General features: G+C 59.0%; 15 protein-coding genes. 3 read left to right on the top strand and 12 right to left on the bottom strand.

What is annotated here, in order from left to right:
- Positions 1–17 precede the first annotated feature (17 nt).
- Positions 18–860, bottom strand: a complete 843-nt coding sequence (locus ACZ5A6_RS23360) for a transporter substrate-binding domain-containing protein (protein WP_019566610.1) — start codon at positions 858–860, stop codon at positions 18–20.
- Between the two features lie 112 nt (positions 861–972).
- On the opposite strand from ACZ5A6_RS23360, the gene ACZ5A6_RS23355 reads away from it, so the two are divergent.
- The 3 genes from ACZ5A6_RS23355 to arsK all read left to right on the top strand — a co-directional run bounded on the left by ACZ5A6_RS23355 (position 973) and on the right by arsK (position 3606).
- Positions 973–1896, top strand: a complete 924-nt coding sequence (locus ACZ5A6_RS23355; RefSeq protein WP_003518035.1) for a LysR family transcriptional regulator — start codon at positions 973–975, stop codon at positions 1894–1896.
- 140 nt (positions 1897–2036) lie between these two features.
- A complete protein-coding gene (locus tag ACZ5A6_RS23350; protein ID WP_013761980.1) occupies positions 2037–2408 on the top strand; it encodes an ArsR/SmtB family transcription factor in 372 nt (123 codons plus the stop codon).
- Positions 2395–3606, top strand: coding sequence for an arsenite efflux MFS transporter ArsK (arsK, locus tag ACZ5A6_RS23345; RefSeq protein WP_112290683.1), 1212 nt, complete (start codon positions 2395–2397; stop codon positions 3604–3606). The genes ACZ5A6_RS23350 and arsK overlap by 14 nt, the downstream gene beginning before the upstream one ends.
- A 4-nt stretch (positions 3607–3610) precedes the next feature.
- On the opposite strand, the gene arsH is transcribed toward arsK, so the two are convergent.
- From arsH to ACZ5A6_RS23290, 11 genes are all read right to left on the bottom strand, one after another.
- The gene (gene arsH / locus ACZ5A6_RS23340) at positions 3611–4339 is read right to left on the bottom strand and encodes an arsenical resistance protein ArsH (protein WP_112290686.1); all 729 of its coding nucleotides are present in this window, start codon (positions 4337–4339) and stop codon (positions 3611–3613) included.
- Positions 4314–4739: an arsenate reductase (glutaredoxin) gene (gene arsC / locus ACZ5A6_RS23335; RefSeq protein ID WP_003518039.1), complete on the bottom strand. Its 426-nt coding sequence runs from the start codon at positions 4737–4739 to the stop codon at positions 4314–4316. Before arsC ends, arsH begins: the two co-directional genes overlap by 26 nt.
- Before the next feature lie 2 nt (positions 4740–4741).
- Complete coding sequence (gene arsB, locus ACZ5A6_RS23330) at positions 4742–5800, bottom strand: ACR3 family arsenite efflux transporter (RefSeq protein WP_464111421.1); 1059 nt, start codon at positions 5798–5800, stop codon at positions 4742–4744.
- Positions 5800–6156: an ArsR/SmtB family transcription factor gene (locus ACZ5A6_RS23325; protein ID WP_038494525.1), complete on the bottom strand. Its 357-nt coding sequence runs from the start codon at positions 6154–6156 to the stop codon at positions 5800–5802. The genes arsB and ACZ5A6_RS23325 overlap by 1 nt, the downstream gene beginning before the upstream one ends.
- Positions 6157–6417: 261 nt before the next feature.
- Positions 6418–7137 carry a ribonuclease activity regulator RraA gene (locus ACZ5A6_RS23320; RefSeq protein WP_003518042.1) on the bottom strand — a complete coding sequence of 240 codons (720 nt, stop codon included), beginning with the start codon at positions 7135–7137 and terminating at the stop codon, positions 6418–6420.
- Between the two features lie 34 nt (positions 7138–7171).
- Positions 7172–7969 carry an NAD-dependent epimerase/dehydratase family protein gene (locus ACZ5A6_RS23315; RefSeq protein ID WP_112290692.1) on the bottom strand — a complete coding sequence of 266 codons (798 nt, stop codon included), beginning with the start codon at positions 7967–7969 and terminating at the stop codon, positions 7172–7174.
- Between the two features lie 16 nt (positions 7970–7985).
- Positions 7986–9710, bottom strand: a complete 1725-nt coding sequence (gene araD / locus ACZ5A6_RS23310) for an L-arabinonate dehydratase (RefSeq protein ID WP_003518044.1) — start codon at positions 9708–9710, stop codon at positions 7986–7988.
- 38 nt (positions 9711–9748) lie between these two features.
- Positions 9749–10828 carry an ABC transporter ATP-binding protein gene (locus ACZ5A6_RS23305; protein ID WP_112290694.1) on the bottom strand — a complete coding sequence of 360 codons (1080 nt, stop codon included), beginning with the start codon at positions 10826–10828 and terminating at the stop codon, positions 9749–9751.
- Positions 10829–10851: 23 nt separating this feature from the next.
- Positions 10852–11895, bottom strand: coding sequence for a carbohydrate ABC transporter permease (locus ACZ5A6_RS23300; protein WP_464111420.1), 1044 nt, complete (start codon positions 11893–11895; stop codon positions 10852–10854).
- On the bottom strand, positions 11888–12856 hold the full coding sequence (locus tag ACZ5A6_RS23295; RefSeq protein WP_003518048.1) for a carbohydrate ABC transporter permease: 969 nt from the start codon (positions 12854–12856) through the stop codon (positions 11888–11890). The genes ACZ5A6_RS23300 and ACZ5A6_RS23295 overlap by 8 nt, the downstream gene beginning before the upstream one ends.
- Before the next feature lie 57 nt (positions 12857–12913).
- Positions 12914–14182 carry an ABC transporter substrate-binding protein gene (locus ACZ5A6_RS23290; protein WP_065663186.1) on the bottom strand — a complete coding sequence of 423 codons (1269 nt, stop codon included), beginning with the start codon at positions 14180–14182 and terminating at the stop codon, positions 12914–12916.
- Between the last annotated feature and the right edge of the window lie 18 nt (positions 14183–14200).

Raw genomic sequence — 14200 nt, 5'->3', positions numbered from 1 at the left:
CCGGTTCGACCTGCCGGTCACTCAGTCGCCGGCAGAGTGGCGGGCAGCTCCATCTGCGCGCCGAACCATTTCTTCTGGAATTCGGCCAGTTTGCCGGATGCATTGAGCTTTGCCAATTCACTGTCCATGAAGGCATTTAGCGTCGCACTGTCAGTATCGTTGCGGCCCGCCCATGAGAAATAGGTCTTCGGTCCGAAGGTCGGCAGAACGACTTCAAAAGCATCCGGCCGCTGGCGTGCAGCTTCCAGAAGGTTTGGAAGCGAGTTGACGACGGCGCGCAGGCGCCCGGCACCGAGGTCGGCATAAGCTTCCGAGAAATCCGTGTAGCTGGAGACCGTCGTGGCATCCTTGCCGGCGGCCTTCAGTTCGGCGGAAAACGTCTCAAGCGCCTTGAGCTGCGCGGAGCCCGCCTGCGAGCCGACGGGCTTACCCGCGATATCTTCCGGCTTGGAGATCTCGGCATCGCCCTTGCGTTTCAGGATTGCCATCGTCGCATCTGCAACGGGTGCTGAGAGCTTGTAGGCCTTCATGCGTTCCGGCGTCACGGTGACCGAGGTCACGACATAATCGAAGCGGCTGGCGGCAAGGCCTGGCAGGATGCCCTGCCAGGGCAGATCGAGACGCTTCAGCTCAACGCCCGGCAAGGCTTTCATGACTTCTTGCATGATGTCAGCGGAATAACCGACGATCTTGCCGTCCTCGACAAATTCGAACGGCGCAAACCGGGCCTCGGTTGCGACAGTGAAAACCTTATCGGCCTTGATCTTTTCCAGAAGATCGGCGGCATGGGCGGATGCGCCGAGGCTGACGGCGAAAGCTGCGCAGAGCGTGAGAGATTTCAGAGTGGGCAGGTTTTGCATGGTTTCGTTCCCTTATTGGTTTGTAATTGGGGAGGAGGAAACCATGGACATTATTCCAGAAAAATAGGAAACTGATGGAGTTTATATTTGTAAAATTGATGTAACGGTCCCCATGCAGCTCGCGCAATCCGACCTTCGTTCTCTCGCCGTCTTCCGCGCTGTCGTGGAGCACAAGAGTTTTCTCGGCGCGCAAATCACGCTCGGGCTGAGCCAGTCCGCTGTCAGTTTCCATATCAAGGCGCTGGAAGACAGGCTTGGTTTCAAGCTGTGTCGGCGAGGGCGATCCGGTTTTGAATTGACGGATCGCGGCGCGCTCGTGCATGAGCGTTCGAAAGTGCTGTTCCTGGCGCTGAACGCCTTCGAAAGCGATATCGGTACGCTCAAAAACCGTATTACCGGTACGTTGCGACTGGGACTTGTGGACAACACGATTACCGATCACGACCTGCCCATTCACCGCATCATCGCCCGCATCAGCGAAAAGGCGCCGGAAGCACGTATCGAGCTGGTAATCGACACGCCGGACGCCCTGTTGTCGGAAATTGCCAATGGCGGCCTGGACATCGCACTTTTACCGGAAACGCTGCCGTATCAGGGCCTGAAGCTTTCGCGCTTCAGGGAAGAGGCGCATTCACTGTATTGCGCGAAGGGACACCAGCTCTTTCATCTTCCCGATGCCGAACTTTCCGTCGAGCGCATCGAATCCTTCGATTTTGTCGTGCGGCCCTATGCCAATATGCGTGAGCTGCAATATTTTCCGCAGGCACGGGCGCGCGCTTCGGCCTCCAACATGGAGGCGCAGGCGATGTTCGTGATGTCCGGCCACTATGTTGGGTATCTACCCGATCATTATGCGGATGATTGGGTCCAGAAAGGAATTTTCCGGCCGTTGATGGCAGCAAAGACCCGTATCCAGTCCACCTTCGTTATTGCCACGCGGTCCGCTGAAAAGCCTTCGACGGTGCTCGATTTCTTCATTCGCGAACTCGCCGGTTTCGCATCAGAGGCGTTTCACAAGAACGCGCGCAAGGCGTAGAGCATACGCCGCTCATAGCCCCGTCGCCGCGAACGCCGACGTATGTTCCAGAGGGGCAAGTGTAATCTCGGAAGAAATTGCCTTGCCGATGGCATCGCCGTTCGCTATCCATACTTCAATAATTCAAGGATTATTGAAGTATGGACCAGCATCAGGCTCTTTCGGCATTTGCTGCCCTCTCTCAGGAGACGCGCCTCGCGATCGTTCGAGCACTTGTCGTTGCCGGTCCTGACGGACTGGCCGCCGGTGCAATCGCCGAGCGCATGGGCGTCTCGGCGACGAACGTGTCGTTTCATCTCAAGGAACTGGAGCGGTCTGGCCTGGTCTCGCAACGACGAATATCGAGGTCTATCCTTTACAGCGCCAGCTACGACACTTTGGCCGAGCTTGTGAAATTCCTGGTAGAAGACTGTTGTGCCGAACATCCGGCGATTCTGGAGAATGTCGAGCGAAGCGATGGATGCGCCAGTCCGGCCGGCACTTCCTCCGATGGGGGCAATGTCGTTGCATAATTCGAAAGTACCTGCTGGCATCGTCTCAGCGCTTGGCCTCACGCAGATCATCGGTTACGGCACTCTCTATTACAGTTTCAGTATTCTTGCCCCCGGCATGGCGGAAGACCTCGGCCTGACATTGGCGGAGGTATTTGGCGTCTTCTCGGTGTCGCTATTCATCGGAGGTCTGTCGGCAACCTATATCGGCAGGCAGATGGATAGGATCGGAGCCGCCACGGTGATGACGGTCGGCTCAGGCCTTGCGGCCTTGATGCTGTCGCTCTGTGCCTGGTCACCGTCAGTCGCAATCTTTGCCGTTGCCATCATCCTGCTCGAGGTATCGTCCGGAATGGTGCAGTATCAGGCCGCATTCGCGACGCTGGTCGAAAGCGATCCCAGAACCGCATCCCGGAGCATCACCTACCTCACGCTGATCGGTGGGTTCGCATCGACGATCTTCTGGCCGATCTCGGCCGCACTTTCCGAATGGATGTCGTGGCGTGAGATCTATCTGGTCTTTGCAGCGCTGAATCTGTTCCTTTGCATGCCTCTACACGTCTGGATCATGCGCGTCGGCAAGACCGGACCGAATGCGGATGCGGCCGTCCCTCGCGAAGCCATAATCGGAGCAATCCCCCACGATGCGCGCCGCCGAAGCATGATCATGGTGTCGTTCGCCTTCGCGCTTCTCGGATTTACGCTTGCCGCGATCCTCGCGCACATGGTGCCGATGCTCGGTTCCATCGGGCTAGGTGGCGCGGCAGTAGTTATAGGATCTCTGTTCGGTCCGGCACAGGTCGCGAGCCGCCTGATCAACATGGTCTTCGGAAAGAACCTGTCGCCGCCAGCGCTCGCCGTCCTGTCGGCCGTGCTGATCGTGTTCGGCATCCTGATCTTGCTGGCAACGCGAGACTGGCTACCGGGGGCAGTCGCGTTCGCAATCTGCCTCGGGCTTGGGTCAGGCATCAACAGCATCGCGCAGGGCAGCCTGCCACTCTATCTGTTCGGATCGGAAGGGTATGGCGCGATCACGGGCAAGATGGCGGCAGCTCGACTGGCGCTCGGAGCCGGGGCACCCTTCGCGTTCGCGGCGTCCATGGAAAACTTTGGCCTGAGCCTGTCACTCATTGGAAACGCATGTCTCGGCGCGGTCAGCATCACGGCATTCGTTGCGGTGGCAGCGTCCTGTCGGCGGCCAGCCACCGCAACAACCTAGGTCGTCAGATCGACTTCAGGGAGACCCGCTTCTCCAACTCGACCGCTTCTTCCTTCCGCTCGCTGTAGCGGTCGGTCAAATAGGCCGAGGCATCGCGGGTCATGATGGTGAACTTCACCAGCTCCTCGCAGACATCCACCACCCGGTCGTAATAGGGAGACGGCTTCATCCGTCCGCTAGCATCGAACTCCTGATACGCCCTTGCGACCGACGACTGGTTGGGGATGGTGATCATCCGCATCCATCGCCCGAGGATACGCATCTGGTTCACAGCATTGAAGGACTGGCTGCCGCCGGAAACCTCCATGACGGCGAGCGTCTTGCCCTGTGTCGGGCGAACAGATCCGAGCGAGAGAGGAATCCAGTCGATCTGCGACTTCATGATGCCGGTCATCGCGCCGTGGCGCTCGGGGCTTACCCAAACCTGCCCTTCCGACCATTGCGAGAGCTCACGCAATTCCTGCACCTTCGGGTGGCTCACGGGTGCTTCGTCGGGCAAAGGCAGGCCCTTCGGATCGAATATCCGAACTTCGCATCCAAGCCGTTCGAGCAGCCGCCCTGCTTCGAAGGCAAGCAAACGACTGTAGGATACCTCGCGTAGCGAACCGTAGAGGATCAGAATGCGGGGCTTATGTGTCGAAAAGGCTGGACGCAGAGCATCGAGATCAATCGCGTGCAGGTTCTGGCCCTCAAGTGCGGGGAATGTGTCAGGCAATGCGCTTTCCTTCATCATCGAGGACCTGTTCGCCGTCTTCTTTGGTAAACGGCCCCTTGAATGCGTCTGCCGGAAGTATATCCAGAACCACTTCCGAGGGGCGCGACAACCGCGTACCCATTGGGGTGATGACGAATGGCCGGTTGATCAGGATTGGCGTCTCGAGCATGGCATCGATCAACTGGTCATCGGTCAGTTCAGGATATCCAAGCCCAAGAACCGTATAGGGCGTGCCCTTCTCGCGGATCGCCTCGCGGACGGTCAGCCCGGCGTCGGCGATCATCTTGACGAGTTGCTCGCGGCTCGGCGGGGTTTTCAGATACTCGATCACAGTGGGTTGAATACCGGCGTGCTCAATGAGTGCGAGGGTGTTGCGCGAAGTGCCGCAATCCGGATTGTGGTAGATGGTGACGTCCATGCTCATTGCCTTTCGGTAATTGTGTTTCGGGAAACGGCTGGGGCCGCCTCGTACCAATCCTTCGAGCGGTTCACGATCCAGACGACCGAGAGCATGACCGGAACCTCGATGAGGACACCGACAACGGTTGCCAGTGCTGCGCCTGATTGAAAACCGAACAGGCTAATAGCGGCCGCAACCGCGAGTTCGAAGAAATTGCTTGCACCGATCAGTGCCGACGGACCGGCAATGCAGTGCCGTTCGCCGCTCATCCGGTTCAGAAGATAGGCGAGCCCGGAGTTCAGATAGACCTGGATAAGGATGGGGATTGCAAGCAAGCCGATGACGGCCGGTTGGGCGATAATCTGCTCGCCCTGGAAGGCGAAGAGAAGAACCAGTGTTGCAAGCAGCGCTACCAGCGAAATCGGCTGCAGCCTTGCGAGAATGCGATCGAGCATCCGTGACGTTCCGTCCGCCATGAGCCGGTGCCGGATGAACTGCGCGAGGAAGACGGGCACGACGATATAGAGGGCAACGGAGAGGACGAGCGTGTCCCATGGAACGGTGATTGCGGACAGGCCAAGCAAAAGGCCGACAATGGGAGCAAAGGCGATGACCATGATCGCATCGTTGAGTGCGACCTGCGAGAGCGTGAACAGTGGTTCGCCGCGTGTCAGGTTAGACCACACAAAGACCATTGCAGTGCAGGGCGCTGCGGCAAGAATGATCAGTCCCGCGATATAGGAGTCGATCTGGTCAGCGGGAAGATAGGGGCGAAACAGCCAGCCGATGAAGAGCCAGCCCAACAGCGCCATCGAGAACGGCTTGACGGCCCAGTTGATGAACAGCGTGACGCCGATACCCCGCCAGTAGGTGCCGACCTGCGTGAGAGAGCGGAAATCGATCTTCAGCAGCATCGGAATGATCATCAGCCAGATCAGTATTGCGACCGGGATATTCACCTTGGCAATCTCGGCCGCGCCAATGAGCTGGAAGACGCCAGGCAGCAAATGGCCGAGGGCGACACCGACGATGATGCACAGAAACACCCAGCCGGTTAGGTAACGTTCAAATGTGGACATCAGGCTGACTTTCCCGCGTGTGGAGTGCAGCAGGGCGTCAACTCGGCGATCAGCGGAGCGCAAAGCTCTGCCGATCCACCACAACAATCTTTCAGGAGAAACAGCGTCATGTCGCGAAGCTGTTCTATCTGCGCGCGATACATGATGATTCTGCTGTGGCGTTGCGATGATACGAGGCCCGCGCGTGACAGAACATTCAGATGCGCGGACATGGTGTTTTGCGGCACCACCAGCGCGCGCGCGATGTCACCCGCCGGCAAGCCTTCCGGTGCGTGCCGCACAAGCAGCCGAAAAGTTTCGAGACGGGTTGGCTGCGCAAGCGCCGCCAAAGCGAGAATAGCCTGTTCTTGTTCCATATATCCAGATTAATGGAAATATAGGCATAGTCAATGTGTTTTTGCGGGTGTTACCAAACACCACAAACTCCAAGGGATCATTTTACGAATATCGACAGAAACCCATTTCGGGCCGGTTTTTAGTGCGGGAGAATCGTCGGCCCAGTCGCTTCGGCGACTTGGTATTATTGTACATGCGAGTCCGCCTGCATGAGTGGGACGCCACCCATGCAGGCTTGCTTCAAGGCATTGCGGACGAAACCGGCAAGCGTTCTGTTCGGCTCACGCGCCCGAACGGTCTCTCTGTTCGCGCCATACGGCGAAAGCCTTCTGGTGTTCGTCCTTCGTGCAGGGATAAAGGCCGATGATGGTTGCGCCGCCCTTCACCTGTTCGACCACGAAATCCTCGTAAGCGGTCATTTCCACCGCTTCTGTCGCGATTTCGTCGGCAATTCCGGCGGGGATGACGATGACGCAATCCGCATCGCCGACAATGATATCCCCGGGGAAAATCGGGGCATCGCCGCAGCCGATCGGGCCGTTAATTTCAATTGCTTCGTGTTTGGTGAGGTTGGTGGGGCTGGATGGTCGGGTGTGGTAGGCTGGAATATCCAGCTCCGCAATCGTCGCAGCATCGCGGAAACCGCCATCCGTAACGACGCCGGCAGCACCGCGCACCATCAGGCGGGTGATGAGAATATCACCAGCAGATGCGGCGCTCGGGTCTTTGCGGCTGTCCATGACCAGTACGTGGCCGGGCGGGCAGGTCTCAATGGCGACGCGCTGGGGATGTGCGGGGTTGCGGAATTCCACCAGCTGGTTGCGGTCTTCGCGGGCGGGCATGTAACGCAGCGTGAAAGCAGGCCCGACCATGTTCGCGCCCTTGTGGCCAAGCGGGTGGACGCCCTGAATGACCTGATTGCGCAGGCCGCGCTTGTAGAGTGCGGTTGCGAGGGTGGCGACGGAAACCGTCATCAATTTTTCCCTGGTTTCTGTATTCATCTTATTCTCCTCGAATAGCGTGAGTGTCTGCACGTCAGTTTTTGTGGATCGGTTCGTCTATGAAAACGCCGCCCTGGTATTTCGCGATTGCGGCATCCGGATCAGGGCGAGGGACATCCCGTTCGATATCGGCCCGGAAGCGTGCGGCATTATCCCGCCGCTGCCAGCCGAGAAAATCGACGTGGGAATTATCCCACCAGCTGTCGTCATTGGCAGAGACGCCCCAGATGAGCGGGCAACCGAGTTTTGGCGCGTGAAATACGGCCTCTACCAGGGAGACCAGATCGTCATGGCTGAGCCAGGTGGATAACATGCGCCAGTTGGTGGGCTTCTCTTCGCAGGAGCCAATGCGGACGATGGCCGTTTCCTGTCCGAATTTGGAATGGTAGAGGCTCGCCATTGCCTCGCCGAAAATCTTCGAGACGCCGTAAAGGCCATCCGGCAAAAGCGGCGTCTGCGGCGATAGCTGCTCCCCCTGCGGATAATATCCGATGGTGTGATTGCTGGAGGCAAACAGGATGCGTGGCATGCCAGCAAGCCTTGCTGCCTCGTAAAGATTATAGACACCGCGCAGATTGGCGGCCTCGATGGGATCGTAAGCCTTTTCGACGGAGATGCCGCCGAGATGGACGATGCCGTCGCAATCCTTCACCAGCGCATGGACGGCGCCACCGTCCTCCAGAGAGCAGCGGATGATCTCTTCATTCGCTGCCGCCGCACCCATATCAACCACATCCGAAACGCGGATGATCTCCGCGAGGTGGCCGAGCCTGCCGCGCAACATGCTGCCCAGCTTGCCGCCGGCGCCCGTAATCAGCAAACGTTTCATCATTTTGCGCGCTCCCGTCTCAGAATATGTCGGGTTCGCCAGCGGTGCGGCCGAAATCCGTCTGCAGGAAATCGAAATCGCATCCGGCATCCGCCTGGGTAACGTGTTTCGAGAAGATGTAGCCATAACCACGCTCGTAACGCGGCGGCGGCGCCTGCCATGCAGCCCGACGCTGGGCGATCTCCTCTTCGCTGACCAGCATGTCGAGACGGCGCTGGGGCAGATCGAGCCGCACGATATCGCCGGTCTTCAGCAGGGCAAGCGGCCCGCCGACGAAGCTTTCCGGCGCGACATGAAGAACGCAGGCGCCATAGGAGGTGCCTGACATGCGGGCATCGGAGATGCGCACCATATCGCGGTGACCCTTCTTGATCAGCGCCTTGGGGATGGGCAGCATGCCCCATTCGGGAAAGCCGGGGCCGCCAAGCGGGCCCGCATTACGCAGAACCAGAACGTGATCGGGCGTCACATCTAGATTTTCATCGTCGATTGCCGCCTTCATCTCAGGGTAGCTATCAAAGACCAGCGCCGGACCTTCATGGAAATGAAGTTTCGGATCGCAGGCGGCGGGCTTGATCACAGCACCATCCGGGCAGAGATTGCCGCGTAGAACGGCAAGCGATCCTTCGGCGTAAACAGGGTTATCCAGCGAGCGGATGACGTCGTCATTATAGACCCGCGCGCCTTCGAGGTTTTCGCCCATGCTGCGGCCGGTAACGGTGAGCACGGAACAGTCCAGACGGCTTTCGATCTGCTTCATCAGGGCTCGCAGACCGCCCGCATAATAAAAATCCTCCATCAGGTAATCTTTGCCGGAGGGGCGGACATTGGCGATAAGCGGCGTCACGCGGCCGAGTTCGTCCAGCTCGTCCAGCGTCATCGGCACACCAGCGCGGCGCGCCATGGCAATCAGATGCACGACGGCATTGGTGGAACAACCGGTCGCCATGGCAACGATGGCCGCATTCCGAAACGCGGGCGCAGTCAGAATACGATCCGGGGTCAGCTCCTCGGCCACCATTTCCACAATGCGACGGCCACAGCCTGCCGACATGCGCTGGTGTTCGGCGTCCACCGCCGGGATAGAGGAAGCGCCGGGCAAAGTGAGACCGAGCGCATCGGTGATTGCCGTCATGGTCGATGCCGTACCCATGGTCATGCAGACGCCGGCGGAGCGGGCAATGCCGCCCTGCACGCCGCGCCATTCTTCATCGGTCACGTTACCGGCCCGGCGCTCGTCCCAGTATTTCCAGGCATCGGAGCCGGAGCCCAGCACCTTGCCGGCATAGTTGCCGCGCAGCATCGGCCCGGCCGGAAGATAGATCATCGGCACGCCGGCCGAGATCGCTCCCATGACGAGGCCGGGGGTGGTCTTGTCGCAACCACCCATCAGCACCACGCCATCCAGCGGATGCGAACGGATCATTTCCTCCGTCTCCATGGCGAGCATGTTGCGATAGAGCATGGAGGTCGGCTTGGTGAAACTCTCATCGACCGAAAGCGAGGGCATCTCGACCGGGAAGCCGCCTGCCTGTAGGACGCCGCGCTTTACATCCTTCACACGTTCGGGAAAATGCGAGTGACAGGTATTCAGCTCCGACCAGGTGTTGAGAATGCCGATGACGGGTTTGCCGGCAAAATCCTCCTCCGAATAGCCAAGCTGCATCATGCGTGAGCGGTGGCCGAAACTGCGCAGATCGTCAGGCGCGAACCAGCGGGAGGAACGGAGTTTTTTGTCGGTCATGTCAAAGGTCCTGCTTTACGGGGCGTGGCGACGGAGGCTTAGTCCTGCTTCAGCGTCAGCCCGCTTTTCGTATCGAAGAGGTGGATATGTTGGAGCGGCGCCGACATGCGGATGACTTCGCCAGCCGATGTCGATGTCTGCCCCGCAAGATGCAGGGTGACGTGGCTGCCGTCACCGAGGTTGCCATAGAGATAGGATTCCCCGCCGAGCTGCTCTGCCGTGCGCACGGACATGGTCACCGCACCATCCGGTGTGGGCTGCACATGGTTGGGGCGAATGCCGAGCGTGACCTTCTGGCCGGGTGCGTAGGAAAAGCCGCTCTGCGGCAACGGGATCAATTCGCCGGTCGCGATTTTAAGGGACGGCTGACCTTCTGCTACTATTTCGCCGGCGAAGAAGTTCATCTTCGGCGAACCGATGAAGCCTGCTACGAAAAGGTTTGCGGGGCGATTATAAAGATCGAGGGGAACGCCGAACTGCTCGAGCTTTCCGGCGCGCAGCACGGCAATCTTGTCGGCCATCGTCATGGCCTCCACCTGATCGTGGGTCACATAGATCATGGTATTGCCAAGACGCCGATGCAGGCTAGAAATCTCGCCGCGCATATCCACGCGCAGTTCCGCATCGAGGTTCGACAGCGGCTCGTCAAACAGGAAAACCCGCGGTTCGCGCACGACAGCGCGACCGATCGCGACGCGCTGTCGCTGGCCGCCCGACAGATCCTTGGGCCGCCGCTCAAGCAGCTGGTCGATCTGCAGCATCTTGGACACCTGTGAGACCTTCTCGACGATGTCTTTTTTCGGCGTGCCGATATTTTCCAGGCCGAAGGACAGGTTTTCCCGAACCGTCATATGCGGGTAGAGCGCATAGGACTGGAACACCATGGCAAGCCCGCGATCGGCAGCCGGAACCGCGTTCACCACGTCGCCGCCGATGACGATATCGCCGCCGCTCAGCTCTTCAAGACCGGAGATCATGCGCAGCAGCGTCGATTTTCCGCAACCGGACGGGCCGACGAAAACACAGAACTCGCCGTGCTTGATATCAAGATCGATACCCTTGATGACGTCGAGGGCGCCATATGTTTTTTTGACCTGACGAAGCTCTATACTTGCCATTGTGTCATTCCCTCCCTTGAGGATCATTTTCCGCCGGTCGATGCGATGCCGGTGGCGATATATTTTTGCAGGAACATGAAGACCAGCGCGATTGGCGCCAATGTCAGCACCGTCATGGCCAGCAGATTGCTCCACTCTGTCGTCATTTCTCCCTGGAAGGAGTTGAGCGCCAGTTGCAGGGTGAAATTGTCGTTGCGCGTCAGCACGATAAGCGGCCACAGGAAGTCGTTCCAACGCCACATGATGGCGAGGATGGCGAGCACCGCGAGCGCCGGTGCAGACAGTGGCAGGATGATGCGCCAGTAGATTTTCCATTCGCTGGCCTTGTCCATGCGTGCCGCATCGAGGATTTCATCCGGGATGGTCAGCATGTATTGGCGCAGCAGAAATACCCCGGTCGGTGTGGCCGCTCCTGGAATGATCACACCCCACAGGCTGTTTATCATGCCGAGCTGGCTGGTGATGAGAAAAAGCGGAACGAGCACGACGGTCTGCGGGATCATCAACGTTCCGACGACGAGTGCCAGAACCACGCCTCTGCCCTTGAAGCTGTATTTCGACAGTGCAAAGGCCGCCATGGAGTTCACGATCAGCATGATGACGGTCGACGTCACGGTGATGAAGGTCGAGTTCCAGAAATAAAGCGGAAAGTTGAAGCGCTGGAAAAGCTCGGTGTAGTTCTCCGTCGCCAGTGCAACCTTCTCGGCCGGGCGCAGCTCGTTGAACGGCATCTTCATGACTTCGCCGGGCTTTGCCGGATCCACCACCTGGGCGACGAGCCCGACGCGCCTGATCATGCCGAGCTTGCGGCCTTCCTTGTCGACAAAGGCCGGCAAAGGTGCGGCCTGACCGTCAATGACCACCGTTTCCTGCGCATAGGGAAGCAGGCGCGGCGGAAACCGCTGGAGGTCGGCTTCCGTCTTGAAGGAGGAGAGAACGAGCCAGAGAACGGGTCCGAACATCATCAGAGCGGCAACGCCGAGATAGGCGTAGGACAGCCAGTCGGTCCAGTGCAATTTGCCGTTTCTGCCGCGTGTGCGGGTTAGAAATGCGCCAATCCTAGCCATCGACTTTGCTCCTGTTGGCCCGGAATTGCAGGGCAGTCAGCACCACGAGAACCACGGCAAGCAGCAGCGACGCGGCCGCGGCCAGTCCGAAGTTGCGGGGTGTTCCGGCAAAACCAGTCTGATAGATGAATTGAATGATGAAGGTCGTCGCAGAACCCGGCCCACCGCCGGTAAATGCGAAGACTTCATCGAAGGTCTGTACGCCCTTGATGAGGGACAATACGAGAACCACGAGCATGGTCGGGGCGAGAAGCGGCATTGTGATCCGGCGGAAAATCCGCCACGGGCTTGCCTTGTCCAGCTGTGCCGCCTCATAGACGTCGCGCGGAATGGCCTGAAGGCCGGCAAGCAGGATGAGCGTGTAGAAGCCCATATGCGCCCAGACGGACAGGAATACCGACCATCCAAAGGCAAGGTTGGCCTCCAGCAGCCAGTCCACCGAACCGATACCGAGGGAATCGAGCGCAGCGTTCAGGACGCCGAAACGCTGCAATATCCACTTCCATATCAGCGCCACGACCACCGGTGAAAGCAGCACGGGAAAGAAGAAGACGGCGCGGAAAAAACCGCGTGCCCTGATGTCACGGTTGAGCACGACCGCCGTAATCAGCGAGAAGCCCACCATGAACCCGACCTGCAGCACCACGAAGAAAAGCGTGTTCCAGACGGAGCGCCAGAAAAGATCGCGCTGACAGGAATTGGGATCGAAATAGTTCTGGCACGAGAGAAGGACCGAGAAGTTTTCGCCGCCCACGGAGGGGCGTTCCGACAGCAGGATATGCTCGCTGCCGGTCACTGAATAAGCCATGTTGAGAACGATCGGCAAAAACGCGAAGACCGCAAACAACAGGAGATTGGGTGTCAGAAACACCCATGCGATGCGCCGATGCCCGAGCATTTTCTGCAAGAGGGCGAAAGGCAGCTCTATGATGCCCATGACGGGCGCAAGAAGTCTGTACATTGATGGTCCTCCTTCGATCCGGCGCGGCGCGGCAAGGCCGCGCCGGAAGGCGATGGATCACTTCGCCTGTTTCAACGCTTCCTCAAGATCGGCCTTCGCACGTGTCATGGCGTCGTCAACCGAGCTTTCGCCAACAATCGCCTGCGTGACGCGCTGGACGGAAATGTTGAACATCGCACGGTTGTTCTTGTAGCCCTGATAGGCGTAGGCGACGGGGCTGATACCAGGGACCTGATCCAGCCACGCGTTCATGGCCTTCTGGGTCGCCGGGGTTGCGCCGGTGTAGTCGATAGGCTTTGCGCCGACGGCCTTGTGAGCCGGGACGTTGCGGGTACGGACGGTGAAATCGAGGTAATTTTCGTCCTGCGCGAGGAAGTTCAGAATATCCGCGACGATCTTGGGGTTCTTGGTCTGCTTGAAGCCCACGATACCCGTTCCGCCCGGCATGCCGGTGCATGCGGCCGGTCCGCATGGCTGCGACACGACTTCCCAGTCGAAAGCATCGCCGACCTGACTGTCGAAGCGCGCTGTCTGCCAGCTGCCGGAATAATAATAGACGAGCTGACCGTTGATGAATTCCTGCGCCGCATCGCGGTAGGTGTTGCCACCCTGGCCGGCCCAGACGTCACGCGCCATGGTGCCGTCCTTGTTCCACTCGACGAATTTCTTCACGAAAGTGGTGAAGCCCTCGTCGACCAGGATCGGCTTGCCGTCGGCGTCGAAAAGTTTCGCACCGTAGGAAATAGCCGGACCGGCGATACGGTGACCGGAGCGGTCGATCGCCATGGGGTATGGCGAGCCGGTGGCTTTGGCCACTTCATTTGCGGCCTTCGCCCAGTCGTCAAAAGTCGCATCCTTGCCGGGAACGGCGACTTTCGCCTGATCGAACAAGGTGCGATTGATGAAGGCGCCGGTAATGGTAAGCTGCGTCTGCATACCATAGATGCCCTTGTCGTCCGGGCCGCTACGATACCATTTCAGCACATCGCCGAAATTGTCCTGCCAGTACTTCGCATCCACGTAGGGCGTCAGGTCGAGATAATAGCGATTGAGGCCGCCAAGATCGGTGACGGTTGCGAAATCCGGGCCGCTGCCGCCGGCGAGCTGCACCGGCAGGCCTTCGAGAAGCGCCTTGTAGGGCACGATATCCGTAACGATCTTGACGTCAGGATGCTGTTTTTCGTAACGCGACAGGATGTCCTTCAGGACTTCGCAGCCGTTGCCGTCATAGGCGCAGGTGAAGCGAACTTCCTGTGCCTCAGCGGCACCGGCAAAAGATGCCGTCCCCAGGGCCAAGGCAAACGCCAGGCTGTATTTTCTGCTCATCTGGTTTCCTCCCTTTAG

Source organism: Agrobacterium sp. 6Ca8, from assembly GCF_055382765.1.
The sequence above is the reverse complement of the archived record's forward strand: the minus strand, read 5'-3'. Positions and strand labels throughout refer to the sequence as shown.

What these genes read in the sequence shown, in the direction of transcription:
- ACZ5A6_RS23360 (WP_019566610.1), bottom strand. Translation starts at nt 860, where the DNA reads ATGCAAAACCTGCCCACTCTGAAATCTCTCACGCTCTGCGCAGCTTTC.
- ACZ5A6_RS23355 (WP_003518035.1), top strand. Translation starts at nt 973, where the DNA reads ATGCAGCTCGCGCAATCCGACCTTCGTTCTCTCGCCGTCTTCCGCGCT.
- ACZ5A6_RS23350 (WP_013761980.1), top strand. Translation starts at nt 2,037, where the DNA reads ATGGACCAGCATCAGGCTCTTTCGGCATTTGCTGCCCTCTCTCAGGAG.
- arsK (WP_112290683.1), top strand. Translation starts at nt 2,395, where the DNA reads ATGTCGTTGCATAATTCGAAAGTACCTGCTGGCATCGTCTCAGCGCTT.
- arsH (WP_112290686.1), bottom strand. Translation starts at nt 4,339, where the DNA reads ATGATGAAGGAAAGCGCATTGCCTGACACATTCCCCGCACTTGAGGGC.
- arsC (WP_003518039.1), bottom strand. Translation starts at nt 4,739, where the DNA reads ATGGACGTCACCATCTACCACAATCCGGATTGCGGCACTTCGCGCAAC.
- arsB (WP_464111421.1), bottom strand. Translation starts at nt 5,800, where the DNA reads ATGTCCACATTTGAACGTTACCTAACCGGCTGGGTGTTTCTGTGCATC.
- ACZ5A6_RS23325 (WP_038494525.1), bottom strand. Translation starts at nt 6,156, where the DNA reads ATGGAACAAGAACAGGCTATTCTCGCTTTGGCGGCGCTTGCGCAGCCA.
- ACZ5A6_RS23320 (WP_003518042.1), bottom strand. Translation starts at nt 7,137, where the DNA reads ATGAATACAGAAACCAGGGAAAAATTGATGACGGTTTCCGTCGCCACC.
- ACZ5A6_RS23315 (WP_112290692.1), bottom strand. Translation starts at nt 7,969, where the DNA reads ATGATGAAACGTTTGCTGATTACGGGCGCCGGCGGCAAGCTGGGCAGC.
- araD (WP_003518044.1), bottom strand. Translation starts at nt 9,710, where the DNA reads ATGACCGACAAAAAACTCCGTTCCTCCCGCTGGTTCGCGCCTGACGAT.
- ACZ5A6_RS23305 (WP_112290694.1), bottom strand. Translation starts at nt 10,828, where the DNA reads ATGGCAAGTATAGAGCTTCGTCAGGTCAAAAAAACATATGGCGCCCTC.
- ACZ5A6_RS23300 (WP_464111420.1), bottom strand. Translation starts at nt 11,895, where the DNA reads ATGGCTAGGATTGGCGCATTTCTAACCCGCACACGCGGCAGAAACGGC.
- ACZ5A6_RS23295 (WP_003518048.1), bottom strand. Translation starts at nt 12,856, where the DNA reads ATGTACAGACTTCTTGCGCCCGTCATGGGCATCATAGAGCTGCCTTTC.
- ACZ5A6_RS23290 (WP_065663186.1), bottom strand. Translation starts at nt 14,182, where the DNA reads ATGAGCAGAAAATACAGCCTGGCGTTTGCCTTGGCCCTGGGGACGGCA.